Origin of the sequence: Sorangium sp. So ce1335 (assembly GCF_051521615.1) — a bacterium.
GTDB lineage: Bacteria > Myxococcota_A > Polyangia > Polyangiales > Polyangiaceae > Sorangium.
The window spans coordinates 5027889-5054131 of the sequence record NZ_CP150363.1 but is presented as its reverse complement, the minus strand read 5'-3'; the positions used below and the strand labels follow the sequence as shown (position 1 = coordinate 5054131).

Annotated in this window: 19 protein-coding genes and 1 pseudogene; 8 read left to right on the top strand and 12 right to left on the bottom strand. The window is 72.0% G+C overall.

Features of this window, described 5'->3' with window-relative positions:
• Positions 1 to 196: 196 nt before the first annotated feature.
• Positions 197 to 1645: a DEAD/DEAH box helicase gene (locus WMF24_RS18540; protein WP_437738820.1), complete on the bottom strand. Its 1449-nt coding sequence runs from the start codon at positions 1643 to 1645 to the stop codon at positions 197 to 199.
• Positions 1646 to 2113: 468 nt separating this feature from the next.
• On the opposite strand from WMF24_RS18540, the gene WMF24_RS18535 reads away from it, so the two are divergent.
• Entirely contained in the window at positions 2114 to 3409 is a 1296-nt protein-coding gene (locus WMF24_RS18535) for a phosphodiester glycosidase family protein (RefSeq protein ID WP_437737756.1), read from the top strand.
• Between the two features lie 75 nt (positions 3410 to 3484).
• Here WMF24_RS18535 and WMF24_RS18530 read toward each other — a convergent pair whose 3' ends face one another.
• The 8 genes from WMF24_RS18530 to WMF24_RS18495 all read right to left on the bottom strand — a co-directional run bounded on the left by WMF24_RS18530 (position 3485) and on the right by WMF24_RS18495 (position 14219).
• The gene (locus WMF24_RS18530; RefSeq protein ID WP_437737755.1) at positions 3485 to 3934 is read right to left on the bottom strand and encodes a hypothetical protein; all 450 of its coding nucleotides are present in this window, start codon (positions 3932 to 3934) and stop codon (positions 3485 to 3487) included.
• A complete protein-coding gene (locus WMF24_RS18525) occupies positions 3931 to 4323 on the bottom strand; it encodes a DUF4150 domain-containing protein (protein ID WP_061607782.1) in 393 nt (130 codons plus the stop codon). The genes WMF24_RS18530 and WMF24_RS18525 overlap by 4 nt, the downstream gene beginning before the upstream one ends.
• 10 nt (positions 4324 to 4333) lie before the next feature.
• Positions 4334 to 4978 (bottom strand): DUF3540 domain-containing protein, encoded by a 645-nt coding sequence (locus tag WMF24_RS18520; protein WP_437737754.1) that lies wholly within the window; start codon positions 4976 to 4978, stop codon positions 4334 to 4336.
• 20 nt (positions 4979 to 4998) lie between these two features.
• Positions 4999 to 6048: a pentapeptide repeat-containing protein gene (locus tag WMF24_RS18515; RefSeq protein ID WP_437737753.1), complete on the bottom strand. Its 1050-nt coding sequence runs from the start codon at positions 6046 to 6048 to the stop codon at positions 4999 to 5001.
• A complete protein-coding gene (locus WMF24_RS18510) occupies positions 6045 to 8687 on the bottom strand; it encodes a DUF2169 family type VI secretion system accessory protein (protein ID WP_437737752.1) in 2643 nt (880 codons plus the stop codon). The genes WMF24_RS18515 and WMF24_RS18510 overlap by 4 nt, the downstream gene beginning before the upstream one ends.
• A 30-nt stretch (positions 8688 to 8717) precedes the next feature.
• The gene (locus tag WMF24_RS18505; RefSeq protein ID WP_437737751.1) at positions 8718 to 9155 is read right to left on the bottom strand and encodes a hypothetical protein; all 438 of its coding nucleotides are present in this window, start codon (positions 9153 to 9155) and stop codon (positions 8718 to 8720) included.
• 123 nt (positions 9156 to 9278) lie between these two features.
• Positions 9279 to 11699, bottom strand: coding sequence for a type VI secretion system Vgr family protein (locus WMF24_RS18500; protein ID WP_437737750.1), 2421 nt, complete (start codon positions 11697 to 11699; stop codon positions 9279 to 9281).
• A 108-nt stretch (positions 11700 to 11807) separates the two neighbouring features.
• Entirely contained in the window at positions 11808 to 14219 is a 2412-nt protein-coding gene (locus WMF24_RS18495) for a DUF2169 domain-containing protein (RefSeq protein ID WP_437737749.1), read from the bottom strand.
• A gap of 772 nt (positions 14220 to 14991) precedes the next feature.
• Here WMF24_RS18495 and WMF24_RS18490 point away from each other — a divergent pair.
• Complete coding sequence (locus WMF24_RS18490) at positions 14992 to 18291, top strand: UvrD-helicase domain-containing protein (protein ID WP_437737748.1); 3300 nt, start codon at positions 14992 to 14994, stop codon at positions 18289 to 18291.
• A gap of 157 nt (positions 18292 to 18448) precedes the next feature.
• On the opposite strand, the gene WMF24_RS18485 is transcribed toward WMF24_RS18490, so the two are convergent.
• Positions 18449 to 20071, bottom strand: coding sequence for an SEL1-like repeat protein (locus WMF24_RS18485; RefSeq protein WP_437737747.1), 1623 nt, complete (start codon positions 20069 to 20071; stop codon positions 18449 to 18451).
• Positions 20072 to 20144: 73 nt separating this feature from the next.
• Here WMF24_RS18485 and WMF24_RS18480 point away from each other — a divergent pair, with 73 nt between their 5' ends.
• The 4 genes and pseudogenes from WMF24_RS18480 to WMF24_RS18465 all read left to right on the top strand — a co-directional run bounded on the left by WMF24_RS18480 (position 20145) and on the right by WMF24_RS18465 (position 21121).
• Positions 20145 to 20270, top strand: coding sequence for a hypothetical protein (locus tag WMF24_RS18480; protein ID WP_437737746.1), 126 nt, complete (start codon positions 20145 to 20147; stop codon positions 20268 to 20270).
• Between the two features lie 3 nt (positions 20271 to 20273).
• A complete protein-coding gene (locus WMF24_RS18475) occupies positions 20274 to 20447 on the top strand; it encodes a hypothetical protein (RefSeq protein ID WP_437737745.1) in 174 nt (57 codons plus the stop codon).
• Positions 20448 to 20580: 133 nt separating this feature from the next.
• A pseudogene (locus tag WMF24_RS18470) lies at positions 20581 to 20778 on the top strand (magnesium transporter); the annotation flags it as partial.
• Positions 20779 to 20830: 52 nt separating this feature from the next.
• Positions 20831 to 21121, top strand: coding sequence for a SelT/SelW/SelH family protein (locus WMF24_RS18465; RefSeq protein ID WP_437737744.1), 291 nt, complete (start codon positions 20831 to 20833; stop codon positions 21119 to 21121).
• A gap of 17 nt (positions 21122 to 21138) precedes the next feature.
• Here WMF24_RS18465 and WMF24_RS18460 read toward each other — a convergent pair whose 3' ends face one another.
• The gene (locus tag WMF24_RS18460) at positions 21139 to 22131 is read right to left on the bottom strand and encodes a serine O-acetyltransferase (protein WP_437737743.1); all 993 of its coding nucleotides are present in this window, start codon (positions 22129 to 22131) and stop codon (positions 21139 to 21141) included.
• 7 nt (positions 22132 to 22138) lie between these two features.
• Positions 22139 to 23131 carry a cysteine synthase A gene (cysK, locus tag WMF24_RS18455; RefSeq protein WP_437737742.1) on the bottom strand — a complete coding sequence of 331 codons (993 nt, stop codon included), beginning with the start codon at positions 23129 to 23131 and terminating at the stop codon, positions 22139 to 22141.
• A gap of 934 nt (positions 23132 to 24065) precedes the next feature.
• On the opposite strand from cysK, the gene WMF24_RS18450 reads away from it, so the two are divergent.
• Together WMF24_RS18450 and WMF24_RS18445 are read left to right on the top strand one after the other, a co-directional pair.
• Positions 24066 to 25304, top strand: coding sequence for a hypothetical protein (locus WMF24_RS18450; RefSeq protein ID WP_437737741.1), 1239 nt, complete (start codon positions 24066 to 24068; stop codon positions 25302 to 25304).
• Positions 25305 to 25849: 545 nt separating this feature from the next.
• Positions 25850 to 25981 (top strand): hypothetical protein, encoded by a 132-nt coding sequence (locus WMF24_RS18445; RefSeq protein ID WP_437737740.1) that lies wholly within the window; start codon positions 25850 to 25852, stop codon positions 25979 to 25981.
• Positions 25982 to 26243: the final 262 nt, after the last annotated feature.

Sequence of the window (26243 nt, the reverse complement as noted above, 5' to 3'; positions counted from 1 at the left end):
CGCGATCGTGCCAGAATTCGCGCATACGGACGCAAAAAAGTGTGAACGAGCGCAATGCACGATGCCGGCATGCAGCGGTGCGCTCGACCGGCGCGCCACCGCGCCTCCGGCGAGCGTGAGCGGCGGGGGATGCCACCGCGCCGCGACACCCCCTCAGGGCGAGCGCGGCGCGGCAACCGGGATCGTCGATATCGGGTCAGCGATCCGCGCGTGAGGCATCGTGCAACGGCTGCGGTCGGCCTTGCTGCGGACGACCCTGCCCCTGCGGGCGACTCTGCCCCTGGGACCCGGCGTGCGCCTGCGGGCGACTCTGCCCCTGCGGGCGACTCTGCCCCTGCGGGCGACTCTGCCCCTGCGGGCGACTCTGCCCCTGCTGGGGCCGGCCTTGCCCCTGCGGGCGACCCTGCCCCTGCGGGCGATTCTGCTCCTGGGGACCCTGCCCCTGGGGGCGACCTTGCCCCTGCGGGCGACCCTGCGCCTGCGCCTGGAGCGTGGGTCGGGGGTCGGCCTGGGCGCCGGCGAGCCCCGGGATATCGAGGATGGGGAGGCGCTTCTGGATGAGACGCTCGATGTCGGCGAGGTACGGGCGCTCCTCGCTGTCGCAGAACGAGAGCGCCACCCCCGACGCCCCGGCGCGCGCCGTGCGGCCGATGCGGTGCACGTAGCTCTCCGGGATGTTCGGGAGGTCGTAGTTGATCACGTGCGAGATGTCGTCGATATCGATGCCGCGCGCGGCGATGTCGGTCGCGACGAGCACGCTCGTCGTCCCCTGCTTGAAGCTCGCGAGCGCCCGCTCGCGCGCGCCCTGGGACTTGTTCCCGTGGATGGCGACCGCCTCGATGCGCGCGCGGCCGAGCTGCTGGACAACGCGGTTGGCCCCGTGCTTGGTCCGGGTGAACACGATCGCGCGGCGCAGCGCCGGATCCTTGAGCACCTGCTCCAGCATCGCGCGCTTGTCGGACCGCTCGACGAAGACCACCCGCTGCTCGATCTTCTCGGCCGTCGTGGCCACCGGCGCGACCTCGACCCGCACCGGGCGGCGCAGGATGCTGTTCGCGAGCTTCTGGATGTCCGGCGGCATCGTCGCCGAGAACAGCAGCGTCTGCCGTCGCTCGGGCAGCATGGCGAGCACGCGCCGGATGTCGTGGATGAACCCCATGTCGAGCATCCGATCGGCCTCGTCGAGCACGAGCGTCTCGAGCCGGCCGAACGGGGCGATGCCCTGCGAGCAGAGGTCGAGCAGCCGGCCGGGCGTGGCCACGAGCACGTCGACGCCGCGGCGCAGCGCCTCCATCTGCGGGCGCTGCCCCACCCCGCCGAAGACGACCGCCGTCCGCAGGCCGAGGTTCCTGCCGTACGTCACGAAGCTCTCGCCGATCTGCGCGGCGAGCTCGCGCGTCGGGGTCAGCACGAGCACGCGGAGGGCGCGCGGGCCGCTCGGCGCGCCGCCCTGGGCGAGGCGCTGCAGGATCGGCAGCGCGAACGCGGCCGTCTTGCCGGTGCCCGTCTGCGCGCACCCGAGGACGTCGTTGCCCTCGAGGATGGGGGGAATGGCTTGCTGCTGGATGGGCGTCGGGGCGGTGTACCCCTCGGCTTCGATGGCGCGGAGCAGCGGTTCGATGAGCTTGAGATCGGCAAATTGCATGGACATCGGGCTCCGGAGGAGCGCCTCCTGACAGGTCGAGACGTGCGCCGCGGCACCGCGCCCTCCATCGCGGAGGGATCGATCACGGAGAGCTGTCGCCCTGCGCCTCCTTGAACGGAGGCTGCGAGGCTCGCATGACAGCGACCGAGCACCGCGACACGTGCCAGGTCAGTCCGAGGCCGCGACTCTAGTACGCGATGGTGAGGAAGTCGAGGAGCGACCGCGCGTCCGTCAGCTGCGCGCATCCCGTTTCGTGTCACGCGCATCGTACGCGTACGCGCATCGCGCTCCGCGCAGCAGACGGACGCGATCGTGGATGGATCGCTCGCCGTGCTCTCTCGGCGTTCTTTTGGGCCCGCGAGCGCAAGAGCGGGTACCGTGAGCTCTGCGCGTCGTGCTACACCCTCGCCCGCGCGCGGGCTCGCGCGCGCGTCGCGTTCCTTCCGTCCTTCAGAACCGCAGCACCGCATGGCCGAAACCGCCGAAGCCCCGAACCCGCCGGCTCAGGCCGGGCGCTCTGCCACCAGGGACCCCGGCGCCCCGCAGCGCCGCCCGCGACTGCGGCGCTGGGTCCTCGGCTCCGTCGCCGTCTCGGCGCTCGCCGGTGTCGGGCTGTGGGTCGCGGTGCACCGCATCCCGTGGATGGGCCCGCTCGTCGCGAACGGGCTGCGCTCGGTGATCGGGGCCGAGAACGTGACCGCGCTCGAGGAGACCGCCTACGGCGTCGAGGATCGCGTCCACCAGCTCCTCCGCAGGAACGAGCCGCCGAAGACGTACTGGGAGGTGCCGTCCGAGCCGGCGCCGGAGCCCGTCGCGCCCGCCGCCGCGACGGGCGCCGCAGCGGGCGCCGCGGCCGCCCCGGCCGTCGTGACGTCGGCGTTCCGCCCGAAGGACGTCGGCCCCTCGCACACGGCCTGGCCGGCGCCCGGCGACGGGCGGTGGGTTCCCATCGTGGATCACGCGCGCCCGGGCGACCCGCCGCGCCTCTACAAGACGCTGCTTCACCCGGATCCGCACCGCTCCTGGGCGGAGCTGTTCATCGTGGCGGTGGACCTCTCGGGGGTCGACGTCCACCTGATGGCCGGCTCGCGCGAGCCGGCGGCGACCACCGACGAGGGCAAGGCCTACGAGCGGCTCGCGAAGATCCCGGAGGCGCACCACGGGCGGCTGCTCGCGGCGTTCAACGGCGGCTTCATGACCGAGCACGGCCAGTGGGGGATGCGGGTCGACGACGTGACGCTGGTGCGCCCCCGCGACAAGGGCTGCACCCTCGCGCTCCACCGGGACGGGCGGATGCAGATCGCGCCGTGGCCCAGGATGGCCGCCGACGAGGGCGGCATGCGGTGGTGGCGACAGACGCCGAGCTGCATGGTCGAGGACGGCGAGCTCCACGCGCTCCTCCGCGCGCCCGAGGTCCGCAACTGGGGCGCCACGCTGGACGGCAACACCGTGATCCGCCGCTCCGCGGTCGGGCTCGACCGCGACGGCAAGGTCCTCTTCGTCGCCATCAGCAACCACACGACGGCGCCCGCGATCGCGCTCGGGCTGCGCCACGCCGGCGCCGCGGCCGTCGCGCAGCTCGACGTGAACTGGTCGTACCCGAAGTTCCTGCTCTACGAGCCCGGCGAGGGCGGCGCGCTCATGCCGGTCGCGCTGGCGAGCGGCTTCGAGTTCTCGGAGGACGAGTACATCCGCAAGCGCTCCCTGCGCGACTTCTTCTACCTGACCCGCAAGGACCCGGCGCCCGGAACCAGTACGCCGTGATCACGCGCCGTCGTCACGCGCGGTGACCGTGCGCCGCGCGCGGCCGCCCTCCCCGGGCGGCGCCGCCCCGCGGCCTCAGATCGATCGGCACGCGAAGATGTGCTCGATCGCGTCGATCGCGAGCTGCTCGACCTGGTAGGCGGCGATCTCGGCGGCGCTCGCGAAGCGCAGCAGATCCATCGGCGGCGGCCTCACGACGAGGTACGCCAGGATCTCCGGCGCGGCGCGCCGCTGGATGACCGAGAACGCGATGAGGTCGCCCCGCGGCGCGGCGCTCACGCCGCGGATCCCGAGCAGGAGCTCGACGCTCGGCGTCTCGGGCGCCTCGTCGAAGGCGACGCGCGGGGCGTGGCCGGCGGCGCGGAGCTCGGCGGCGATCTCCTCGAGCACGGGCCGGATCACGGCGTCGCGCGCCGCGCGGAAGGCGTCGTCGAACGCCCGGCGATCGCCTGCCAGCTTCTCCTGCTCCCGCGCCGCGTAGCGGCCGGTGATGAGCGCCAGGCGGTTCTTGCTGTGGTCCCTCACGGCGCCAGGAGGAGCACCTTGACCTGGCTCGGCACGATCGACACCGCCGGGCAGTTCGTCGAGTTCGTGATCGTCATGCTGGTCATGCGCGTGGCCGGGATGCCGCCGACGAGCACGGTGAACGCCGCCGTGACGTGGCGCGACGGGCCCATCACCATGCCGGACGCGACGCCGAGGGCGACGCCCGGGTTGTCGCCGTTCGTGAGCGGCACGGTGGTCGCCATGTTGTGCGCCGGCGCGCACATGAACAGCACGTTGTACGCCGCCGGGATGCCCATCGGCTGCATCGCGATGTTGGGGTACGGGATGGGGGTCGGCGCGGGCATCGGCGTGAGGCACACGTCGGGGGCGCCGAGCGACATGCCCATCATCTGCGTGTTGGCGAACATCTCGTCCTCCTCAGCCCAGGTGGATCTGCGATCCGTCGATCTTCGTCAGCCCGCCGCTGTTCACGAGCGTCGTCTCCGCCTTCACGTGGAACGCGGCCCGCGCCTCGAACTCCAGGTACTCGGCGCGCACCGCCTCGGACCGCGCGATGAAGCGGTAGGCCCGGTCGAGCCGCTGCACGAGGCGCTCGGCGACCGTCTCGACCGACTGTGCCACCGTCTTCACGCGGTCGACCTTCGCGGTGAGGCTCTCGCCGAGCACGCTGAGGACCCCGACCACCGCGTCGGCGCGCCCCGCCGAGAGGCGGGCGGAGCCCGCCGCGATCGCGGCCTCGCCGGGCGTGACGACGTCGACCCCGTCGCGGCCGCTCACCGAGAGCCTGCCCGACGACGCGGCGATCTCGAGGTCGCCCTCGACGGAGAGCCGCGCCGCCGTCTCGTCGTCGCGCTCCAGCACCGCGAGCACGTGCGAGCCGCGCTCGTGGTGCGCGACGAGCACCTCGTCGCCGAGGGCGGGCTCGAGCAGGCAGCTCGCGGCGCGCCGCGCCTCGAACTCCCCCGAGCTCGACCTGAGGCGCAGGCCGCGGCCCGAGACCCCCACCACGGTCGCGACCTCCTGCATCGGCCACGCGAGCTTCCTTGCCAGATTGTCTCTCATCGGTACCTCCGTCCTGACCCCTACCGGCTCTCCGAGCGCCGCTCCGCCTCGCTCAGCTCCTCGTCGTCGCCGAGCGCCGCGGACCGGTTCGTGAATCGCGTGTCCTGCTGGCGCGTGCGGTGGAACCGCGCGCGGAACAGCGTGCAGCGCGAGAAGTCGGCGTTCGCGAGATCCGCGTACGAGAAGTCGGCGTACGTCAGATCGGCGCCGGCGAAGCTCGCGCCGACGCAGCTCGCGCTCTTGAAGATGGCCTGCTGCGCGCTCGCGCCGTCGAGGCTCGCGCCGTCGAGGCGCGCCTTCACGAGGAGCGCCTGACCGAGCTTCGCGCTCCTCAGCGTCGCGTTCGTCAGGGTCGCCTCCGCGAGGAGCGCCCGCTCGAGGTTCGCCTCGTCGAGGCGCGCGCCCGCGAGCGAGGCCCCCTTGCAGTTCACCTGCAAGAGCCGCGCGCCGCGGAGATCGCAGCCGGTGAGGTCCACCTCCATGAGCTGCGCGAGCGTGAGATCCATCCCCGAGAGGTCCTGGCCGCCGAGCTTGCCCCCGATCAGCATGGTCCGCTCGAGCTTCGCGCCGCGCAGCCGCGCCGTCGACAGGTCGGCCTTGAGCAGCGCGGTCTGCTGGAGCCGCGCGCCCTCGAAGACCGCGCGCGCGGCCTCGGCGTCGACGAGCGCCGCGCGGTCGAGGTTCGCCGCCTTGAGGCTCGCCTCCTCGAGGCGCGGCTTGATGAGGCTCGCGATCGTCAGATCGGCGCGGTCCAGGGTGGCGCGCGACAGGTCGCACTCCACGAGGCTCGCGGCGACGAGGTCGGCCTCGCGCAGGTCGGCCGCGAGGAACGTGCACCGGTCCCACATCCCGTGCCGCAGGCGCGCCCCCGGGAGCTTCGCCCCCTCGAACCGGCAGTCGGAGAAGACCGACTCGTGGAGCCTCGCGCCCGTCAGGTCCGCCCCCCGGAACGACACGCGCTCGAACACGGCCCCGGAGAGGTCGGCGCCGCGCAGGTCCGCGCCCGCGAGATCCTCGTCGGTCACGGGATCCGCGTTCGCGACGCGCGCGAGGAGATCGTCCTTGGTCATCGCTTTCGCCTCGGGAACAAGGTCCGGACGACGTGGGCATCCTTGAAGCTCGTGCGCGTGTCGCCCTCGGCGCCCATCAGGTTCGCGCGGAACAGGTTGGCCCGCAGGAACGATGTGCCGTGCACGCGCGCGTTCTGCAGCATCGCCTCCATCAGGTTCGCGTCCGACAGCTCGGCGTCGCCGAGGTCCGCGCGCATCAGCCGCGCCCCCTTCAGGCTCGCGCCCGCGAGGCGCGCCTCCTTGAGGTCCGACTCGCTGAGGTCGCAGCCGTCGGCGCGGACGCCCGCCAGCCCGGCGCCCTTCATCGAGGCGCCGCGCATCGTCGCGAGCTCGAGCGCCGCGCCAGAGAAGTCGGCCCCGCCGAGCCGGCACTCGAGCACGAGGCGCAGGTTGTTCGCGCGGGCGGCGCGGAAGCAGGCGCCCTCCGCGCCCGTCTCGACGAGCGCCGCGCCCTCGAGCACGGCCTCGACGAGGCTCGCGCCGGCCATGCGGCAGCGGAAAAACGTTGCTTTACGGACACTTGCGCGATCGAGCTTCGCCCCCTCGAGGTCGCACTCGTAGAAGAGCACCTCGTCCGCGAGCGCGCCCTCGAGGTCGCCGCGCGAGAGGCGCGCCTCGAACAGATCGGCGCCCCGGAGGTCGGCGCGGGCGAAGCGCGCCTCCGCGAGCTCGCCGCGGTGGAGGACCGCCCTGGCGAGGAGCGCGCCGCCGAAGTCGGCCCCGCGCGCGAGGACCTCGCCGAGGTTCGCGCCCTCGAGGCGGACGCCCTCGAGGCGCGCGCCCTCCAGGTTGGCGCGCGCGAGCACGGCGCCCGACAGGTCGGCGCCGGCGAGCGCGCATTCACGCAGGTCCGCGCGCTCGAGGAGCGCCTCCCGCAGGACGGCCCCGGAGAGATCCAGCCCGCGGAGATCCGCGCCGGTGAGGTCCCAGCCGGCCATCGGCGCGCCGGACGCGAGCGCGGCCTCCACCCGAGCGCGCAGGTCCTTCTGCGCGGCCCCCTCCGGGATCGCCGCGGGCGCCATGTGGTGCGCTGCCGACCGGTAGCCGAGGAGCTGGGCCTCCTCGAGCTTGCGCAGCTTCGCGAGGAAGGCCGGATCCTCGATCTGGGCCTCGAGCTCCTCCATCGGCGCGCCGAGCTCGCGGCCGACCTGGGCGGTCTCGCGCATGCGGGCGATGTGCTCCTCCGCGCGGAACCTGGGCGGCCCGCCCGCTTCCTGCCGCGACTTCTCGATGACCGCGTCGAGGTCGATGCCGTGCTCGGCGAGGCTCTGGCGCGCCTGCCCGAGCGCCTCCTCTTGCCTGGCCTTCGCCTCGGCCTCGATGCGGGCGGATTCGGCCTCGACCCGCTCGATGTACTCCGGCAGCTCGTCGAGCTTCGGCGGCGCCTCGGGCGGCGGCAGCTCGCGCGGGATGCCCTTCTCGTCCGGATCGAGCCCGAGCACCCGTACGGACATGCGGGCCTTGTCCAGCTCGCGCTGCGCCCGCTCGCGCGACCGCCGCTCCAGCACGCCCTCGCGCCGCAGGAGGTCGTCCATGTCGCTGAATTTCTCGTCCGGCAGCGCGGGGGCGTCCGGATCGGCCTCGGGCAGCAGATCGCTGTCGCGCAGCGCGACGAGGTGGCCCTTCTTCTTGTCGAGGCGCTGCGCGAAGGCGGCCTGGTAGTGGGCCTCCGGCCGGGGCGCGCCGCGGCGCTCGATCGCCGCGAGCAGGCATTTCACGTCGCGCGCGTCGTCCTCCTCGACGCGCGCGACGCCGCGGAAGATCGCGATCATGCGCCGGATGTTGGGCAGGAGCACGATCGTATCGAGCCGCGTCGCGACCTCCTCGAGCGCGTCCTCGCGCGAGGCCCGCGTCAGGAAGCACCGCGCGGCGAGCTCGGTCACGCGGCCCGTCAGCGTGGCCTCCTCGGGGTGGAGGTGCTCCAGGGCGATCGGCTCCCCGCCCTGGAAATAGGCGGGCAGGCGCTGATCGAGCGGCGCCACCATGAAGTACTCCGGGTCGAGATCGCGCGCGAAGCCCGGGAAATCGTTCTCTAGCCACGCCGCGTCGTACGTCCCGAGCTTCGACTGCCGCTCGGGCCAGGTCGCGTCGAGGGGGCCGAACGCCGCGGGCGGCGGCCGGTCGTTCGGCGACGTGATGAGGTGCTTCGGGTGCTCGATCTGCGGGAGCGGATGGTGCTTCTTCCCGTCCTCCTCGACGGCCGCGAGCCCCGTCCCGATCGGGTTCGGCGCGAAGCCCTGCCCGCCGAACGCCTTGTCCCAGCCGAGGGCGAGCTCGGTCAGCGGCTCGGGCTCGCTCGGCACGCCGCGCTCCCAGCGGCGCTTGCCGACGACGTACACCGTCTTGTCGACGGGGCCGACCTGGACCCGGGCGCGGAACGCCGGGAGCGGCTTGCCGCCCCTGGCGAAGGCCTTACCGAAGACGAGGACCTCGCCGCGCGGCTTCGGCAGCCCCTCGTCGAGCGCGACGTCCTTGCCGAGCTGCCGCGGGATCTCCTGCCACATCGAGATCTCGGGGAGCGGGAGCTCCGGCGCGTCGAGCGGGACGTAGGCCGCGAGGCCGAGCGCGAGGAAGCGCTGCTGCTTCAGCTCGAACACGCGCTGAAGGACGGAGATGCGTTGGGGTTTGATGATCCGCATGGGGGATAAAGGCTCACTCCGGAGGGAGGCTCAGCGCTCGCTCTTGCCCGTCACGCTGCGCGCGACGTACGTGCGTGAGAGTTTGGCCCAGCCCACGTCGGGGTAGACGAGGCCGGGGTCCTCGCCGTCGATCTTGACGGCGACGGGCTTGCCCGACTCGACCATCGACAGGGAGCTCGTGTTCATCTCCCACTCCGTGTTCGCGAGGTACGGCGCCCCGCTCGGCGGCTGCACCTCCAGCCGCAGATCGACGAACGCCATGGCGCCGTCCTCGAACGTGCCGCGCGTCCGGCTCGAGACCACCCTGGCGTTCGCGGCCCGCGCGCGGGCCGCCCGCTCGCCGATCTCGGCCATCCGCTCCTTCACCGCGCCCATGCGGGCGTCGTCGCGGCGGAAGACGAAGAAGAGGACGACCGCCACGACGAGCAGCGGCACGAGGATGGCGGATATGGCGATGATCGTACCCATGTCGCTGCGCGATCTCCCCTTCGGGCTCACGGGTGCTGCGCTGCGGTCTGTCCGCAGGTGCCGGCGGTCGAGGTCGAGCTGCGGGGCCGCGGGGACGCCTCGCCATGCCCGTCGCCCGTTGTGTCAACTGAGCACATGGACCCCGGAGAGGTGGTATCGCAGGGCCGTCATCGCGAGGCGCGTCGGGAGCTGAGAGATCTTCGCCGCGCCCGTCTCGATGGATGTCGGCTTCACGGTGAGCTCGATCGCGCTGTTGATCGCGAGCGAGGCGCCCCATTTGTACGCCAGCGCCACGCCGCCCGTGATGTCGAGCTTGGCCGCGTACGTCGCGGTGAACGCGGCGGAGAGCTCCAGGGTCGCCTTCGCGCCGACGAAGGTGGAGATGCTGGCGCCCACGGCGTTCGTGTTCGAGACGCCGAGGAACGTATCCGACTTGAACCCGGCGGTGACGTTGACGTTGTTCGAGGAGTAGAGCTTCTTGAACGGGCCGTGCGTCTTGAGCTCCTCGGTGCCCTTGATCTCGCCCTTCAGGTTGCCGTCGACCGTCTGGATCATGTTGCTCTTGACGCTGACCTCGCACTGGTCCTGCGTCTCCAGCGTGAGCTTGCCCTTGCTCTTGACGGTCGTGGTCCCCGACTGCGTGTCGACGAGGGTGTTGCCGGACTTCGTGGTGACGGTCGTGTCCCCGGTGTTGATGTTCACCGTGTAGTTGCCGGTCTTCACCGTCGTCGTGGTGTCCCCCTCGACCGTGGTGGTCATGGTGCCCGTGTCGACGTCGGTGAAGAGGTTGCCGCTCGTGACGTGGAGCCACGTGTCGCCCTTGACCTCGGTGTACGAGGTGCCGGACTCGACGTAGAACTCGTGGATCCCGGACTGGACGTGGGTGATCCAGTTGTCCTTGATCGTGGCCACCCAGGAGCCGCCGCCGTTCAGGCCCACGGTCTGGTCGAAGTTCTTGCCCGCGTCGAGCAGCGTGTTGTCGTCCGTCTTCACGATGAGCTCGTGATCGTCGTTCGGCGCGCCCATGCGCAGGTACGTGTTCGAGTACGGCGTCGACAGGGTGACGCGCTGCTGTCCTGTCTTGTCCTCGAGCTCGAGCCGGTTTCGCCCGCCCGTCTGGATCACGTTCTTCGTGTGGTTGCCGCTCGTGATCGGGCTCGGCGTGAGCGCGTTCGGCACGACGCCCGAGATCACGGGCCGATCCGGGTCGCCGCCGAGGAAGCTCAGCACCACCTCGGTCCCCCGGCGGAGCGGGAAATGGAAGCCCTCGATGCCGCCGCCGTGCGGCTGCATCATGCGCACGAACGTCGAGGCCTTTCCGCTCTTCAGGCTGCTCTCGTCGAACTTGAACTTGACGTTGTACCGGCCGAGATCGTCGATCTGCGCGTATTCGCTCTCGGCGGGGCCGTCCACGGTGCCGTTCTCGTAACCGTAGATGCGCGGCCACGGCGTCCGGGACTCCGCGCGCATCTGCGTCTTCGCGGGGATGGCGGTGATCTCGACGAAATAGGCCTCTTCGTGCGGCAGATCGAGCAGCTCACGGTACCCGGTGGCCCCGGCGAGCTGGTTGCCGTAGTGGTGCGCCTCGATGGTGAGGTGCTTCGCGTTGAACGCCGCGCGCGGGTGATCGTCGAGCTCGAACGTGTAGCCGGGCCGGAGGTGCAGCCGCGTGCCCGTGCCTCGATAGAGCACCTGCCGCGCGCGCAGCTCCTCGGCGCGGAGCCTCGCGAGCCGCTCGCCCGCGGCGGGCGAGAAGAAGCGCTCGCCGTAGAGGCTCACCTCCCCCGCGCCGTTCGGCGACACGCGCGCCGAGCCGGCGACGTTCAGGTTCGGCCGGGCGTAGTCGTAGTCCTTCAGCTTGATCGACGCCGGCAGGGTCGTGTGCTGGCTCGTGAAGGTGCGGAGCGACATCCCCGCGGTCACGTCGTATCCGATCTGCGGGTGATAGCGGACGGGCGCGCCGAGCGGGTCGTCCTCGTACGTCATGGCGTCGCAGAAGACGATCTTGTCGCCTTCGGGCGTGTGCTCGAAGAAGTAGAAGATGCCCTCGCGCTCCATCCACCGAGAGAGGAAGTCGAGATCGCTCTCGCGGTACTGGCAGATGTGCTCCTCGACCTCGTAGCTGCCGAGGCGCATCTCGTACTCGTCCGGCCCGATGCCGTTCTCCTCGAGGACGGCCTTGATGACGTCGGGCAGCGTCTGCCTGGTGAAGATCCGGCTGTGCTTCGAGAGCCCGAGCAGCCACAGCTTCGGGACGAGCACCGCCCGGAGCAGCGAGCGGCCGTCCATCTCGTGCACCACGCCGGCGGTCGCGAGCACGCCGGTGAAGACGAAGGGCGGGAGGTTGTCCTTGGGCCAGTCGAGCACGAGCGAGGCCTTTGCCCCGATGGCGTCGGAGAGGTCGAGCGCCTCCGCCTCCTCACCCTGGAGCAGGAGGAAGATCTCGATCTCGTACGGTCGCGATATGGCCTCGACGCCGCGAAAGCCGATGACGCGCGTGGTGATGGGGAGCGCGCCCGAGGAGATCTTGATAAGGTCGTCCATGGCTCTTCCTGGTTTCTCGAGGGCACCTTCCGGGTGCCGCTAAGGTAATCTTCCGGCGGACCGTCCTGGGGCGCCGCTCACAGAGCTAGGCAGAAATCCATCGTTCGGTCAACCTCCTGAGGGACTGTTGATGCCGTCGTCGGCGGGTGGGATCTCGACGAGGGCGCGCAGGATCGCCCCGCTCGATTTCGCGTTCGCGAGCTTGACCCCGTACACGTTGGCGCCCGCGAGGTCCGCGTCGCGCAGGTCGGCGCCGTCGAGGTTGGCGCACGGGAGGCTCGCCTCCTTCAGCTTCGCCGAGCGCAGGTTGGCGCGGGCGAGGTCGGCGCTGACGAAGCTGGATCTCGAGACGTCGGCCTTGCTCCCGTTCATGTCCGCGAGGCGCGCCCGGTCGAAGACCGACTCGGTGAGGCGCGCCTGCCGCAGATCGGCGCCCTCGAGCGACGCGCCGTCGAAGCGCGCGCTCGATCCCCTCGCGAAGGCGAGCTCCGCGTGATCGAGCCGCGCGGAGGAGAGCTGCGCGCGGTCCAGCGTGGCGCGGGAGAGATCGGCGCGGGTCAGGTCGGCCGCGTCGAAGATCGCGTCGGTCAGATCCGCGCCGCTCATGTTCGCTCCGGCGAGCCGCGCGGACGCGAAGTTGCACCGGGTGAGCGTCGAGCCGGCGAAATTCAGGCGCTCGAGCGAGGCGCCGCGGAAGTCGACGCCGTCGAGCTCGACCCCCGCGAGCTCCAGGTCGTGGAGCGGCTGCCCGTCCCTCAGCCGGGCGAGCAGCGCCGCGCGCAGGCCCCGCGTCTCTGGCTCGGGCCGGGCCGCGGCGGGGGCGGTGCGGGGGGACGCGGGCGGTGGCGGGATGGCCCGGGTGGACGCGGGCGCCGGCACGGCGGAGCTCGCGGGGGCGGCTGCCACGTCGCGCGAGGACGCGGGCGGTGGCGGGATGGCCCGGGTGGACGCGGGCGCGGGCATGGCGGAGCTCGCGGGCGCGGCTGCGACATCCCGCGAGGGCGCGGGCGCGGCGGGCGCGAAGACCGGCTCCAGGACGAGCGGCGATGAGGGCGGGACGGTGGCGGGGCTCTGGCCGTCGCGCGCCTCGGGGGACGGCGGCGGCGGCGGGAGGCCGTCGGGGCGCAGCGACGGGTCGTTGCCGGGGCGCGCGAAGGGTAGCGCGAACGGCACGGATCCCGGGGGCGGCTCGCACGGAGGCGGGGGGGTGACCGCGACGAAGGGCAGGACCGGCGACGGCGGAGCGCGATCCCGGTCCCCGGTGGTCTCGGTGGGATGCGCTTCGACCCAGGGCGCGAGCAGGCCGCTCATGGCGCTGAGCGCCTCCTCCATCTCCGGCGTGAAGTGGCTCATGGCGCGGGGCGGCGGGCCCAGCGGCGTCGCCCGTGAACGCGTGCCCCACGGCGCTCCCGGGATCGTTCCCCTCCGCACGGGAGGCCCGCTCCCGGGCTCGGCGAGCGCGAAGGGCGCGAGCGGCTGCGCCGTGCCCGAGATGAGGGTGGCGACGTGGGTCTCGGCCGTGATCTCGTCCTCGATCACCGGGCGCCTCGCGCTCTCCGGCTCCATCTCGACCGGGCCCTGCGCTGCGGGGACGACGCGGGACGACGGCGGGCCCGCGAGCGGCGCGGGCCAGGCCAGCGGCCGCCCCGGCAGCTCCACGCCTGCGACGACGCGCATCCTCGCCGGCGTGTCGCCCGGCAGCAGGGCGACGTTCCCGCGCCAGATCAGCGAGCAGCGCAGGCGGTCCGCGTCGATGCTCAGCGTGTCCGCGACGAGCTCGATCGGCTGCCCCTGGTCCTCCCCGCCTGCCCCGCCGCGGTAGAGCCGCGCCAGCCCCCGCGCCGAGGGCAGGCTCGACCGGAACAAGGGGTAGTGCGGGTGCAGGCCCTCGAGGACGATCCACTCGTCGCCCCGGAGGAACTCTATCTGTTGATCCGGCGGCGCGGCGTGAAAGTAGCGGAAATCGAAGGCCGCATCGAGCTCCGGAGCCGGCCGATCGGGCGCCTGATCCCGCGCGAGCAGGCGCCTCCTCGGGGCCCAGTGCCGGGCGATCGGGCCGAAGCCCGCCGGCCGCGTCGGGGCGGTCGGATCGACGATGCTCGGCAACACCGCGTCGGCGCCCACGCCCACAGGGTTCGCTTCGACGTGCGGGCCGCCGTAAGCGCGCTCGTAGACGATCGGCATCCGGCTGAACGGGCGGGGGCTGGGCGCCGCTCGCGTGTAGTCGCCGAAGACGTGGAGCACCTTGTTGAGGAGCCACCGATCGTCGCGGAAGAGCGCGACGCGCACCGAGATCGACGTCGCCGTCTCACCCGCCGGAGCCGACGCGTGCCCGCGGACGAGCACCCCGGCGCTCGGCAGGTAGGGCGCCGTCTCGCACGCCTCGTCGAGGCTCCCCCACCCCTCGCGGGGCTGGTCTGCTCGCACCAGGTCGGCCGCGGGGGCGAGCTCGGCGCACCGCTCGTGGACGAGGGCAAAGGTGGCCTTGACGATGACCGTGAGCCGCTCTGCGCCTTGCATGCGCCACAGGACCGCGCCGCAAGACGATGGCGTCAGGGCGACGATGGAGAGGGGCCAGGGGGATTGCACAGCGCAGGTGGACGGGGCGTTGCTCGATGCTGCGGAGGACCCCAGGTTCGGCAAGATAGCGCCCTGCGCCTCGCCGACGCAAGCGCATGACACGGCCGGAGAGGGCGCGTTGTCATCGGGCTTTCTCTCTCGGGACCATGTCGCTGTGAAGATCGTCCTGTGACCGTCCGATGTGGGATGTCCACGGGCATGGTGTGAGGCGATGGCCGCCGCAACGCAGGTGCGCCTGGATGGTTCGCCGGCGCGCGCCGGAGCAGCGGGCCACCGCGCTGTCTCCCGATCTCCCGATCTCGAGGCGGGATATCTCGTGTCTACAACTCTCGAAGGCGCGAGACGGGATATCTCGTATCTACAAGACGAGTTGCGCGGAGCGTGTCCCCCGGCGCGCGCGCCGTCGAGCGACATCGATCCACGGCGGGCGGCGGCCGCGGTCATCGAGCTGCGATGCCCCGCCCCGTGCCCGATCCGCTCGCGCGCGCACGCTCGGCTGAACCCGGGTCCCTCAGGCAGGCGATCCCTTCAGCGCTCATTACGTCGAGGGGCGATGGATTGCCAATCAATCGACGCGATCGCTGACGAATCGAAGCTCTTTACGTCCATGCAATCGAATTTTCCTGCGTGTTTTGGGCCGGATCGTCGAAACCTTCGATTGACAGCGCGAGCAAGCTCTCGAATAGGAACGACACCTCACGACGGCCCCACCATGCGTTTCTATGCCGACCTTCACGTGCACTCGAAATACTCCCGGGCGACGAGCGGCGATTGCGATCTTGCGCACCTGAGCTACTGGGCTCAGCGCAAGGGCATCGCGGTGATCGGCACGGGGGACTTCACCCATCCGGCGTGGATGGCCGAGCTCCGCGAGAGCCTCGTGCCCGCCGAGCCGGGGCTCTATCGCCTGCGCGACGACCTCGAGCGCGTCGTCTCGGAGCGGCTCCCGGGCGCGTGCCGCGGGGCGACCCGCTTCGTCCTCTCGGTGGAGATATCCACGATCTACAAGAAGGAAGATCGGACCCGGAAGATCCATCACCTCCTCTACGCGCCCGACTTCGAGGCGGCGGACCGGATCGTCCGCGCGCTGTCGAAGGTCGGCAACCTGACCGCCGACGGGCGGCCCATCCTCGGGCTCGACTCGCGCCACCTGCTCGAGATCGTGCTGGCGTCGGGCGAGGGCTCCTACCTCGTGCCGGCGCACATCTGGACTCCCTGGTTCTCGGTGCTGGGCTCGAAGGCCGGCTTCGACGCGGTGGAGGCGTGCTACGGAGACCTCGCGCCGCACATCTTCGCGCTCGAGACGGGGCTCTCGTCCGATCCCGCGATGAACTGGCGCATCTCCGGGCTCGACAGGTACCGGCTCGTCTCCAGCTCGGACGCGCACTCGCCCGCGAAGCTCGGCCGCGAGGCGACGGCGTTCGACACGGCGCTCGACTACTTCGCGATCCGGCGCGCCCTGGAGACAGGCCAGGGCTTCGGCGGCACCGTGGAGTTCTTCCCGGAAGAGGGGAAATACCACCTCGACGGCCACCGCAAGTGCAATGTCGTCCTGTCGCCGGCGGAGACGCGGGCGCTCTCGCTGGCGTGTCCCGTGTGCGGGCACCCGGTCACGGTGGGCGTGCTCCACCGGGTCGAGGAGCTCGCCGACCGCGACGAGGGGGCGCGGCCCGAGGGCGCGAGCGAGTTCCGCAACCTGGTTCCCCTGCCCGAGGTGCTGGCCGAGCTCCACGGCGTCGGCGCCTCCAGCAGGGCGGTGCAGCGGAGCTACGACGCCGTGCTGTCGCGGATCGGCCCCGAGCTGTTCCTCCTCGGCGAGGCCCCGCTCGAGGACATCGAGCGCGCGGGGACGCCCCTCCTCTCGGAGGCGATCGCGCGGATGCGGGAAGGTCGCGTGATCCGCGACGCGGGGTACGACGGCGAGTACGGCGCGATCCGGGTCTTCGCGCCGGACGAGCTGAAGCAGCGCCGCGGCGGCGGGCTCCTGTTCCAGCCGGAGCCCGCGGCGCCGGAGCCGCCGTCGAGCCGTGGGCGCCCGGCGTCCGGGTCGCGCCCTCCCGCGGCAGAGCGCCCGCCCGCCCGCCGCGGCCGGGCAGCCGCCGGCGCCGCGCCGCGCCCGACGCCGTCCGGAGAAGCGGCCCGCCCCGAGGCCATCGCAACGGCCTCGGCGGGCGGCCCGGCGCTGCTCGACGCGCTCGATCCGGAGCAGCGGGCCGCGGCGGAGATCGCCGAGGGCGCGGTGCTCCTGCTCGCGGGGCCAGGCACCGGCAAGACGCGGACGCTCACGCACCGGATCGCGCACCTCGTCGTCGACCTGGGCGTGCCGCCGGAGCAGTGCCTCGCGATCACGTTCACCCGCCGCGCCGCCGACGAGATGCGGGAGCGGCTCGTCGCGCTGCTCGGCGAGGCCGGCGGCCGCGTCCCCGCCATGACCTTCCACGCGCTCGGCCTCTCGCTGCTCCGCCAGCGCGCGGAAGGCGGCGCTCCCCCGAAGATCGCCGGCGACAGCGAGCGGACGGCGCTGCTCGCCGCGGCGCTCGGGGTCCCCGAGCGGCGGGCGGCCAGGCTGCTCGCCGACATCGCGGCCCTGAAGCGGACCTACCCGCGCCACGCCGACGCGCACCGGCTGCGGGAGGGCGCCGCGCCGGCCGGCGGCGAGCTCGATCGCCACGTCGATCGCGCATGGAAGGTGTACGAGGACGAGCTCGCGGCGCGCGGGATCGTCGACCTCGACGACCTCATCGGGCACGCGATCCTCCTGCTCGAGGAGCGGAGCGACGCGCTCGCCGCCGCGCGCGCGCAGGCCCGGTACCTCTCGATCGATGAGTACCAGGACATCGACGAGCGCCAGTACCGGCTCGTGCGCGCGCTGGTGCCCCCCGGCGGGAACCTCTGCGCCATCGGGGATCCGGACCAGGCGATCTACGGCTTCCGCGGCGCCGACGTGGGCTTCTTCTTCCGCTTTCAGCAGGATTTTCCGTCCGCGCGCGTCATCCGGCTGAAGCGGAACTACCGCTCCTCGCCGCCGATCGTCGAGGCGGCGCTCCAGGTGATCGCGCCGTCGCCGACGCTGGGGGTGCGGGAGCTCGTGCCGAGCGCCGGGGGCGCGGAGCGGGTCGCGATCCACGAGGCGCCCACGGAGGCCGCGGAGGCGGAGCACGTCGTGCACACGATCGAGCGGATGCTCGGCGGGTCCACGTTCTTCTCGATGGACAGCGGGCGGGTGGCGTCGCCCGAGCGGGGCGGGGAGCACGCCTTCTCGGATTTCGCGGTGCTCTACCGGACCGAGGCGCAGTCCGAAGCGCTCCGGGAGGCGTTCGCCCGCTCGGGCATGCCGTTCCAGCGGCGGTCCGAGCGCCGCGTGGTCGAGCGCGCGGCCGCCGGGGCGCTCGCGCGGGCGCTCGCCGGCACCCCGCCGGGGCCGCTCGCGGCGCGGCTCAAGGGGGCCGCGGCGCGGCTCCGGGAGGAGGTCGCGCAGCCGGGCCCGGCCGAGCCGGCGGAGGGCGCGGCGGACCTCGGGGCGGCCGACGCCGCGCGCCTCGGCGAGGCCGACGTGGACGCGGCGCTGGAGCTCCTGCTGCCGCTCGCGGAGCGCTGCGGCGGGGACCTCGACCGATTCCTCATCGAGCTCGCGGTGAGCTCCGAGGTCGACGCCTGGGACCCCCGGGCCGAGCGCATCTCGCTCCTCACGCTCCACGCGGCCAAGGGGCTCGAGTTCCGGGTGGTCTTCCTCGTCGGGTGCGAGGACGGCCTGCTGCCGCTCCGGTTCCCCGGCAGGGATGACCCGGACATCGCCGAGGAGCGCCGGCTCTTCTATGTCGGCATGACGCGGGCGCGAGAGAGGTTGTTCCTCACGCGCGCCAGGCGGCGCGCGCGGCACGGCAAGGTGGAGGAGACCGAGGTCTCGCCGTTCGTCCGCGAGGTCGAGGAGCGGCTGCTCCAGCGGATCGATCCAGACGAAGCGCAGAAGAGGCCGCGCGCAGGCGGCGACCGGCAGTTGAAGCTGTTCTAACGCAAAAAACGGGTTCAACCCGCCTGAAACGAGCAGAATTTGGAACCGCCAAGACGCCAAGACATTGTCTTCTTCTTGGCGTCCTCGGCGTCTTGGCGGTTCATTGTTCTCGCGCGCTGCTCGGCGGTGACCCTCTCTCCCGCCCGGACGACGGCGACTACTTCGTTGCGCCGCCGAGCCGCTTCTGGCTCGCGCACGCCGCCTTGTCCTGCGTCCGCGCGCACTCTTCGGCGTAGAAGGCGCGCGCCCGCTCCTTGTCCTTGCGCTCGAGCAGCGGACCGAACGCGTCGCACGCCTTCTTCTCCCTCCACTGCACGCAGGCCTGCTCGTACAGCGAGAACGCCCGCTCCGGGTCGGCCTTCACCCCGTCGCCCCGCTGGTAGATCTCCGCGGCGCGCAGGCAGCCGCCCGAGCCGCACACCTTCTCGTAGAGCGCTGCGGCGCGCGCCGTGTCCTTCGGGATGCCGGTCCCCTTCTCGTACATCGCCGCGAGGCTCATGCACGCCTCGGCGCCGAAGCCCTTCTCCGGACACCCCTTCTCGAACAACGCATACGCCTTCGCCACGTCCTTCGGGACGCCGTCGCCCTCGGCGTACACCGAGCCCGCGGCGTTGCAGGCGCGCATGTCCCCCAGGGTGCAGCCGCGCGTGTAGGCCACGATCGCCTTCACCCCGTCCTTCGGGGCGCCCTGCCCCTTGCGCAGGATGTCCCCGAGCTCGAGGCAGTCCTCGGGCTGGCCCGCGTCGCACGCGCGCTGGAGCACGCCAACGGCCACGGCGACGTCCTTCGCCGCGAGCTTCCCCTCGACAAGCATGTTGCCGAGCGCGCTGCAGCTCGGTCCGTACCCGAGGTCGCAGCCGCGGCGGAGGAGCGCGACCGCGCGCGTCGCGTCCCGGGGGAGGACCGCCTGCGGGCCCTCCCGGAGGAACCAGTCGGCCACGCTGAAGCACGCCCAGCCGTCGCCCAGCCCGCACGCCTTGTCGGCGAACTCTCGCACCTTGGCCCGCGCCGCGGCGTCCGGGGGCACCTTGGCGCTCAGGACGTCGCGCATCTGCTGCTTCCCGCGCGCGTAGCAGGCCCGCGCGACGCCGGCGCCGCAGGCCTTCTCGAACAGCTCCGCCGCCCTCGCGTCGTCGCGCGGGAGATCCTTGCCGGTCAGGTAGTGAATCCCGAGGTGATAGCAGCTCCCGGCGTCACCCTTCCCGCACTGATCCGCGCACCCCCTCGTGTCCGACGCATCGCACAGGTGCACGGGCGCGAACGACGGCGGCGAGCACTTCGCCCCGCTCAGCACCGTCCCGGCCGGGCACGGGCTCGACAGCGCCGGGAGCTCCTCCTCGGCCGGCTTCGCCGCCGGCTGCTCGGGCGGCGCCGCCTTCTTCGCGTCGAGCGGGACGAGATCCAGGCGCAGCGGCGCCTGGCAGCGCTCCGTGGGCGCCTGCGCGTCGGGCTTCGCGCTCCGGCACGCCTCGAGCTCCCCATCCTTCGTCGTGGTGCCGCCCTGGTTCGACGCCGCGTCGGCCGCCACCGCCGCGAAGACCTGATCGACGGTCCGCGCCGTGCCGCGGCTGCCCGGCGTCATCGCGAACGCCCCGAGGAGCGCGGCCCGCACGACGTGCGTCGCGCCCTCACAGCTCCCCGAGAGATCCTGCGGCGAGACGGACGCGACCGTGGTCGCCATCTTCCCGGTGGAGACGAGCGCCACGTCGATCGCGTTCGGCCCGCCGCCCTCGATCGCGGTGCTCAACGCCGGCGCGCCGAAGGGCACGTTCGCCCGCATCTCCGCAGGATTTGTTAGCTGTATTACATTCTCCGCGCGCGTCACGCTGGCGTAGGAGTAGGACCCCGCGAGCTTGCACTGCGGGAGGAGCTTCAGCGTCGTGCAGTCGTACGAGACGACGGCGACGCCTTCTTTCATCGCGAGCCCGAGATCGGAGCGGCGGGTCGTCAGCCAGTCGACGATGAGCGGCTCGGTGTGACCGATGGCCGGACACCCGCCGCTGCTCGGGCTGGAGCTGGCCTGCGACGAGCCGATGGGCCGGGGCGAGTGCACGACCACCTCGGGATCCAGGCCGGGTCCGCAGGACGTCGCTGCGAGCGAGAACCCGACCACGCACATGTTGAAGGCGCGCTTCATCGAGGCGACAGAACCATGAGCCGTGGGTCCCGGTCAATAAGGCGAGCGCGGCCGCGCGCGCGCCGCGCTCGTCACGCCGGGCTGTGCGCGCGCGCCCCCTGCCCCGAGCCGCCATGAGCACGTCGAGGTCCCAGGCGTGACTACAAGAGAGCCTGAGCCTGGCAACTCAGCTCCTCGAAAAGCAACGCGTCGTCGAGACCCTGACCCACAAGCAGGAGAGCAAGCACAAGGAGATCGTCGAGTCGCTGGTCCACCGGCAAAATCTCGCCGTGCTGCAGAGGAAGCTCAGAGACCTGCGCCCGGCGGATCTCGCCCACATCATCGAGGCGCTCCCGCAGGCAGATCGCCTGAGGCCGCGCCGCGCGCGCGGCGGCGTCGACGACGCCGCGCTACGATCCGGCCATGGACACCGCCCCCGCGCCGCAGCGGCCGCTCGTCGCCATCCGGTATTGCCCCAAGTGCCGCTGGCTCACGCGCGCCGCCTGGCTCGCCCAGGAGCTGCTCATCACCTTCCCCGACGCGATCGACGTGCTCCTGTCGCCGGGCGAGAGCGGCGTCTTCGACGTCACGCTCGACGGCGCCCTGCTCTTCTCGCGCGCCGCCGCCGAGCGCTTCCCCGAGCCCAAGGAGCTCAAGCAGGCGATCCGCGACCGCATCGATCCGGATCGCTCCCTCGGCCACTCCGATCGCTGACCCACCCGCGGGGCGGTTCAGATATCGAAATCGAGGACGGCGACGTCGAGCTCGGCGCCGCCGACCGCCTGCGGCATCTGCGACGGCGACGCGACGCGCAGGCGCGGCGCCTCGATGGCCACGCGCTGGCCGCCGGCGACGCTCTTCGTCAGGAACACCGAGCCGCCCACGACGCTCCCCTGCCCCAGCACCGTCTTGCCGCCGAGCACCGTGGCGTTCGCGTAGATGGTGACGTCGTCCTCGACCGTCGGGTGGCGCTTCAGCCCGCGCGCGCCGCGCGAGTGCTGGGGCAACGACAGCGCGCCGAGCGTCACGCCCTGGTAGAGCTTGACGTGCGCGCCGATGTCGGTGGTCTCGCCGATGACGACGCCCGTCGCGTGATCGATGAAGAAGCTGTCGCCGATGTTGGCGCCCGGGTGGATGTCGGCGCCCGTCCGCGTGTGCGCCCACTCGCTCATGATCCGGGGCATGAGCGGCACGCCGAGCAGGTAGAGCTCGTGCGCGACCCGGTGGACCGTCACCGCGAGCAGGCCCGGATAGGCCAGGATGATCTCGTCCATCGAGGCCGCCGCGGGGTCGCCATCGTAGGCCGCCTGCACGTCGAGCAGGAGCCGCCGCCGGACCTCCGGGAGCCTGCCGACGAACGCCCGCGCCACGTCGCGCCCCCGCTGCCGGCACCTCGGGATGTCGATGCGGTTCGCGTCGACGGTCTCGTCCTGGAAGCACAGGCAGCGCTCGATCTGCCGCTCGAGCTTGGCCTGCAGCGTCGAGACCAGCGTGCCCACGTGGTAGAGCAGGTCGTCGTCCGACAGGTCCTGCCGGCCGTGGTAGCCGGGGTAGAAGATCTGGAGGAGGAGATCGATGATCTCCGTGATCTCCTGGCGCGACGGGGTGAAGCGCTTGTTGATGTGATGACCGCGCGGGTCCTCCCGGTAGCCCGCGATCAGCGCCTCGACGACGCCGTGCAGGTCGACCGCTGGGACAGGGGCATCACCGCACTTGTTGCTCACATCGACCTCACGAGGCCTTCATGCTCTCGACCTCGGCGAACATGCCTTCGAACAGAGGCCCCGAGAGGTAGCGCTCGCCGGCGTCCGGCAGGACGACCACGATGGTCTTTCCGGCCCACTTCGGATCGCGCGCGAGCCGGCTCGCCGCGACCATCGCCGCGCCGCAGGAGACGCCGCAGAGGATGCCCTCCTCGCGCGCCAGGCGCCGCGACATGGCGATCGACTCGTCGTTGGAGACCGTCTCGACCTGGTCCACGAAGGAGAGGTCGAGGTTCTTCGGGACGAAGCCCGCGCCGAGGCCCTGGATCTTGTGCGGCGCCGGGGTGAGCGGCTGGCCGGCGAGCGTCTGCGAGATGACCGGCGAGTGGACCGGCTCGACGGCGACGGTGTGGAGCTGCCGGCCGCGGACGCGCTCGAAGTAGCGGCTGACGCCGGTGAGCGTGCCGCCGGTGCCCACGCCCGAGACGAAGACGTCGACGTTGCCGCCGGTGTCGTCCCAGATCTCGGGGCCGGTGGTCGTCTCGTGGATGGAGGGGTTCGCCGGGTTCTCGAACTGCCGCATCAGCACGTACCGGCCCGGGTCGGAGGAGGCGAGCGCCTCGGCCTTGGCGATGGCGCCGTTCATCCCCTGGGGGCCCGGCGTCAGGACGAGCTTGGCGCCGAGCGCCACGAGCACCTTGCGCCGCTCCATGCTCATCGTCTCCGGCATGATGAGCACGCACTCGATCCCGCGCGAGGCGGCGGCGAAGGCCAGCGCGATGCCGGTGTTGCCGCTCGTCGCCTCGACGATCGCCTTGCCGGGGCCGAGCAGCCCGCGCTGCTCGGCGTCCCAGACCATGGCCGCGCCGATGCGGCACTTGACGGAATACGCCGGATTCCGCCCCTCGATCTTCGCCAGCACGGTGGCCGGCGCGCCGTCGGTCGCGCGGCGGACGCGGACGAGCGGCGTGCGGCCGATGCTCTGGGTGTTGTCGTCGTAGACGCGGGGGAAGTTGGTCATGGGGGCCGTCGTGGTGAGGGGGAGGAATGAGGAGATCCAGAGGCGCCCCTCGCTGTCAAGGCCGACGTGCGCTGCGCCTCGGTCGCGCCGTATTTCCAGAGCGCGGCGCGGTTCCACGCTGGCCCACGCCGGCCCGGCGCGCGGCGAGCGGCCGGGGACGGCGCCGGCCCGCGCCTCCGCGCCTGCTCGCCCGGCGAGGGCGCGTCGCGCGAAGCGCGCCTGCTCAGCCGCAGCGAGGCCGCGGCGGCGTGAACGTCGGGTTGCGCGCTCGATGTCCTCGACCCTCCGCGCTCGCGCACATCGCGCTCGCCGCGCGCACCAGCGCGACCTTCGATCCCGTTGGAGGCCCGTTGGAGGCCCGTTGGAGGCCCGTTGGAGGCCCGTTGGAGGCCCGTTGGAGGTGCAACGGCCGGAGGCAGGGTGTCGGGGTGCTGGCAGGTGGCGGTCGCTCTGCCGAGGGGCGGAGGCGCTCCGCGGAAGACGCGAAGTCGACTACGCGCGAAGGACACGAATCATCGAGGCCTGTCCCGAGGAGGGCTGGCCTCGAACGATGCATCGATGTCGCGCGCTGCCGCCTCCCCTTCCGAGGCTCTCGCGCCGCGCGATGAGCGCGTCGCGCGCGATGACGCAGTGCGACCAAGATCGCGCCCGCAACCCGGGAAAGCTCTGCCGGTGTGCGTCAAATCCGGCGTGCCGGCGTTCGTTGGAACCCCAAGGACCCGGGCACGCCGCGACGGATCCGCGGGCGTGCGAATGCCTCGTGGGCGCCTGAGCGAGTAAGGTGATTGCCTGAGGAATCCGTGGACCATCACCATGGGACCACGTCAGACCATGTCCACCCTCTTGACGTGTGTGCATGTGAGCTTATCTTGCTGGATCTTGCTTGAATTTGGCACTTGCCCTGCGTGGCATACGCCTCGCATCATGGCCGAGCATGTTCCCCGCTGAGCCCCCCCGCGCGGAGGTCCAACTGCTCGATGACGATGACCAACCCACTTTAATTTTCCGCCGTCCTCCCGCGTCGCTCGCGGGGCTCGCGATGCCGGTCGCCGCGTCGGCCCCTGCCATGGCAGCTCCGACGCGGCGCTCCACATCGCGTCTGATCGCCGTGAGCGCGGCGGCGGGCATGAGCGTCGCCGCGGTGCTGGGTGCGATCGTGTCGACGCAGCTCGGCGCGACCGGCTTCGATCTCCGCGCGGGCTCGGTGCTCCAGCCGGCCGCGGCGGCCGCGGCCGTCCTGCGCAGGACGGGGAACGTCCCGCCGGCGCCGGTGAAGGAAGAAGCCGCGGCGCCCGTCAAGGCCAGGGCGGGAGCGACCGCGCCGGCGATCGCCCCCGAGGACCGCGCCGACGCGACGCTCGATCGCTCGGCCGTGATCCCGATCCCCGACGGCATCGTCACGATCCCCGCTTCCTTCTCGTCGGCCGACGGGGCTTACGATCTCGTTGTCCATTTCCACGGCGTCAACGATGTCGTCCAGGCGGGGTTCGAGCGCGCCGGGCTCAACGCGGTCGTGATGATCATCAACATGGGTATCAGCTCGGCGGCGTACGAGACTCGGTTCGGGATCCGCTCGTATCTGCCGGCGCTCCTCGCCAAGGCGCAGACCGCGCTGGAGGCGCGCGGGCTGCGCGGCGCGCGGCTCCGGCGCGTCGCGCTCTCGGCCTTCAGCGCCGGGTACGGCGCGGTCCGCGGGCTGCTGAACCAGCCTGGGTTCGCCGACAAGGTGGACGCCGTGCTCCTCCTCGACGGCATCCATACGGGCTACATGCCGCTCGACCACAGCCTGGACATGGAGCGCCTCAAGCCGTTCGGTCGATTCGCCGAGATGGCGGCAACCGGCAAGAAGCTCATGTCGATCACGCATTCGGAGATCATCCCGGTGGGCGATTACGCCGGCACGCACGAGAGCACGGACGCGCTGCTCCTGCTGACGGGCGCGCAGCGCACGCCGGGCGCGGGCGCTGACGCGCAGCCGGTGTACGAGCTGACGGGGACGGCGGGCGAGGCGAAGCCGCGGTTCGTTCCGCTCTCCGAGGCGCACAAGGGCGCGTTCCACGTCCGCGGCTACGCGGGCACCCAGAAGCCTGATCACGTGCGGCACCTCACCCGCATGGCGGAGACGGCGTTGCCGGATCTGGTCCGCCGCTGGAGCGAGAACCCCGCGCGGTGAGCGGCGGCGTAGCGTGAGCGCGCGCGCGTCGTCGAGCGGACAGCCCATTGCGGAGACGGCGTCGACTTCGTTCAGAGATCGACGTCGTCTGTTGTTTTGAGGGGTAGATCCCGAGCGCTGCTGTGGGAGGACGGTCAGCGGGCCTCGCGGAAGCATCCTTGATGCTGGCTTCCGCGATCGTCGTCTGCTACCGCGCAGCGCGATGGGTCAACCGGACCTGTTCGCCAAGCGGACCTTCGCCGAAGAGATGGAGCGCCTCACCGGAGGCGCGATCACCTGGCAAGATCCGCCGGAGATCCGGCTCGAGAAGGTGCAGAGCGACGGCTTGCTCGTGATCCACCGCCCGGAGCGCCTGGCGCACCTGACCGCGCCGTGGCCGTGCGCGCGGAGCGCCGAGGAGGTGATGGTCGAGCTGAAGCTCGCCGGCGACCACGTGGACCGGGGCGCGATCGAGAGGGCTCTCTTGCGGCGGCAAGCGAGGCAGTTGCAGCGGGTCGAGGAGGAGCAGCCGACGCCCTCCTGGCTGGGGCACGAGCCGCTCTGGCTTGTCGCGCCGACAGATCGCGTTGCGCCCGGAGGACGACGCCCACATCGAGGCCTGCGCCGAGCTGGCGACGCTGGAGCGATGGCTCGACCAGTCCGTCACCGCGGCGAGCGCCTCCGAGGCGCTGAAGTAGCTCGGTCCAGCGCCTGAACGCCCTCGACGGTTCTCGCGAACCCGTCCTTGGTTCGCGCTGAACCGCCCGCGCAGTGCTGCGCAGAGGTTCATTCCACATCCGTGACAAGCCTGGGAAGCAGGGCACATGCGAGAGCCTGTGCACTCCAGGCCGGAAGGTCCCTGTGGAGAGGCCGCCAGCGTGGCAGCTCGCCCCATCTGGGGCGCCCCTGCCGGACTCAACAGGATTCGCAACCAAGGAGAAAGCGTAGAACGCCGGCCAG

Bases quoted from the DNA above. Each gene is read 5' to 3' on its own strand.
- WMF24_RS18515 (WP_437737753.1), bottom strand. From the start codon at position 6,048: ATGACCAAGGACGATCTCCTCGCGCGCGTCGCGAACGCGGATCCCGTG.
- cysK (WP_437737742.1), bottom strand. From the start codon at position 23,131: ATGACCAACTTCCCCCGCGTCTACGACGACAACACCCAGAGCATCGGC.
- WMF24_RS18505 (WP_437737751.1), bottom strand. From the start codon at position 9,155: ATGGGTACGATCATCGCCATATCCGCCATCCTCGTGCCGCTGCTCGTC.
- WMF24_RS18450 (WP_437737741.1), top strand. From the start codon at position 24,066: ATGTTCCCCGCTGAGCCCCCCCGCGCGGAGGTCCAACTGCTCGATGAC.
- WMF24_RS18540 (WP_437738820.1), bottom strand. From the start codon at position 1,645: ATGCAATTTGCCGATCTCAAGCTCATCGAACCGCTGCTCCGCGCCATC.
- WMF24_RS18535 (WP_437737756.1), top strand. From the start codon at position 2,114: ATGGCCGAAACCGCCGAAGCCCCGAACCCGCCGGCTCAGGCCGGGCGC.
- WMF24_RS18500 (WP_437737750.1), bottom strand. From the start codon at position 11,699: ATGGACGACCTTATCAAGATCTCCTCGGGCGCGCTCCCCATCACCACG.
- WMF24_RS18520 (WP_437737754.1), bottom strand. From the start codon at position 4,978: ATGAGAGACAATCTGGCAAGGAAGCTCGCGTGGCCGATGCAGGAGGTC.
- WMF24_RS18485 (WP_437737747.1), bottom strand. From the start codon at position 20,071: ATGCGGGCGAACGTGCCCTTCGGCGCGCCGGCGTTGAGCACCGCGATC.
- WMF24_RS18465 (WP_437737744.1), top strand. From the start codon at position 20,831: ATGGACACCGCCCCCGCGCCGCAGCGGCCGCTCGTCGCCATCCGGTAT.
- WMF24_RS18510 (WP_437737752.1), bottom strand. From the start codon at position 8,687: ATGCGGATCATCAAACCCCAACGCATCTCCGTCCTTCAGCGCGTGTTC.
- WMF24_RS18525 (WP_061607782.1), bottom strand. From the start codon at position 4,323: ATGTTCGCCAACACGCAGATGATGGGCATGTCGCTCGGCGCCCCCGAC.
- WMF24_RS18490 (WP_437737748.1), top strand. From the start codon at position 14,992: ATGCGTTTCTATGCCGACCTTCACGTGCACTCGAAATACTCCCGGGCG.
- WMF24_RS18475 (WP_437737745.1), top strand. From the start codon at position 20,274: ATGGCCGGACACCCGCCGCTGCTCGGGCTGGAGCTGGCCTGCGACGAG.
- WMF24_RS18495 (WP_437737749.1), bottom strand. From the start codon at position 14,219: ATGCAAGGCGCAGAGCGGCTCACGGTCATCGTCAAGGCCACCTTTGCC.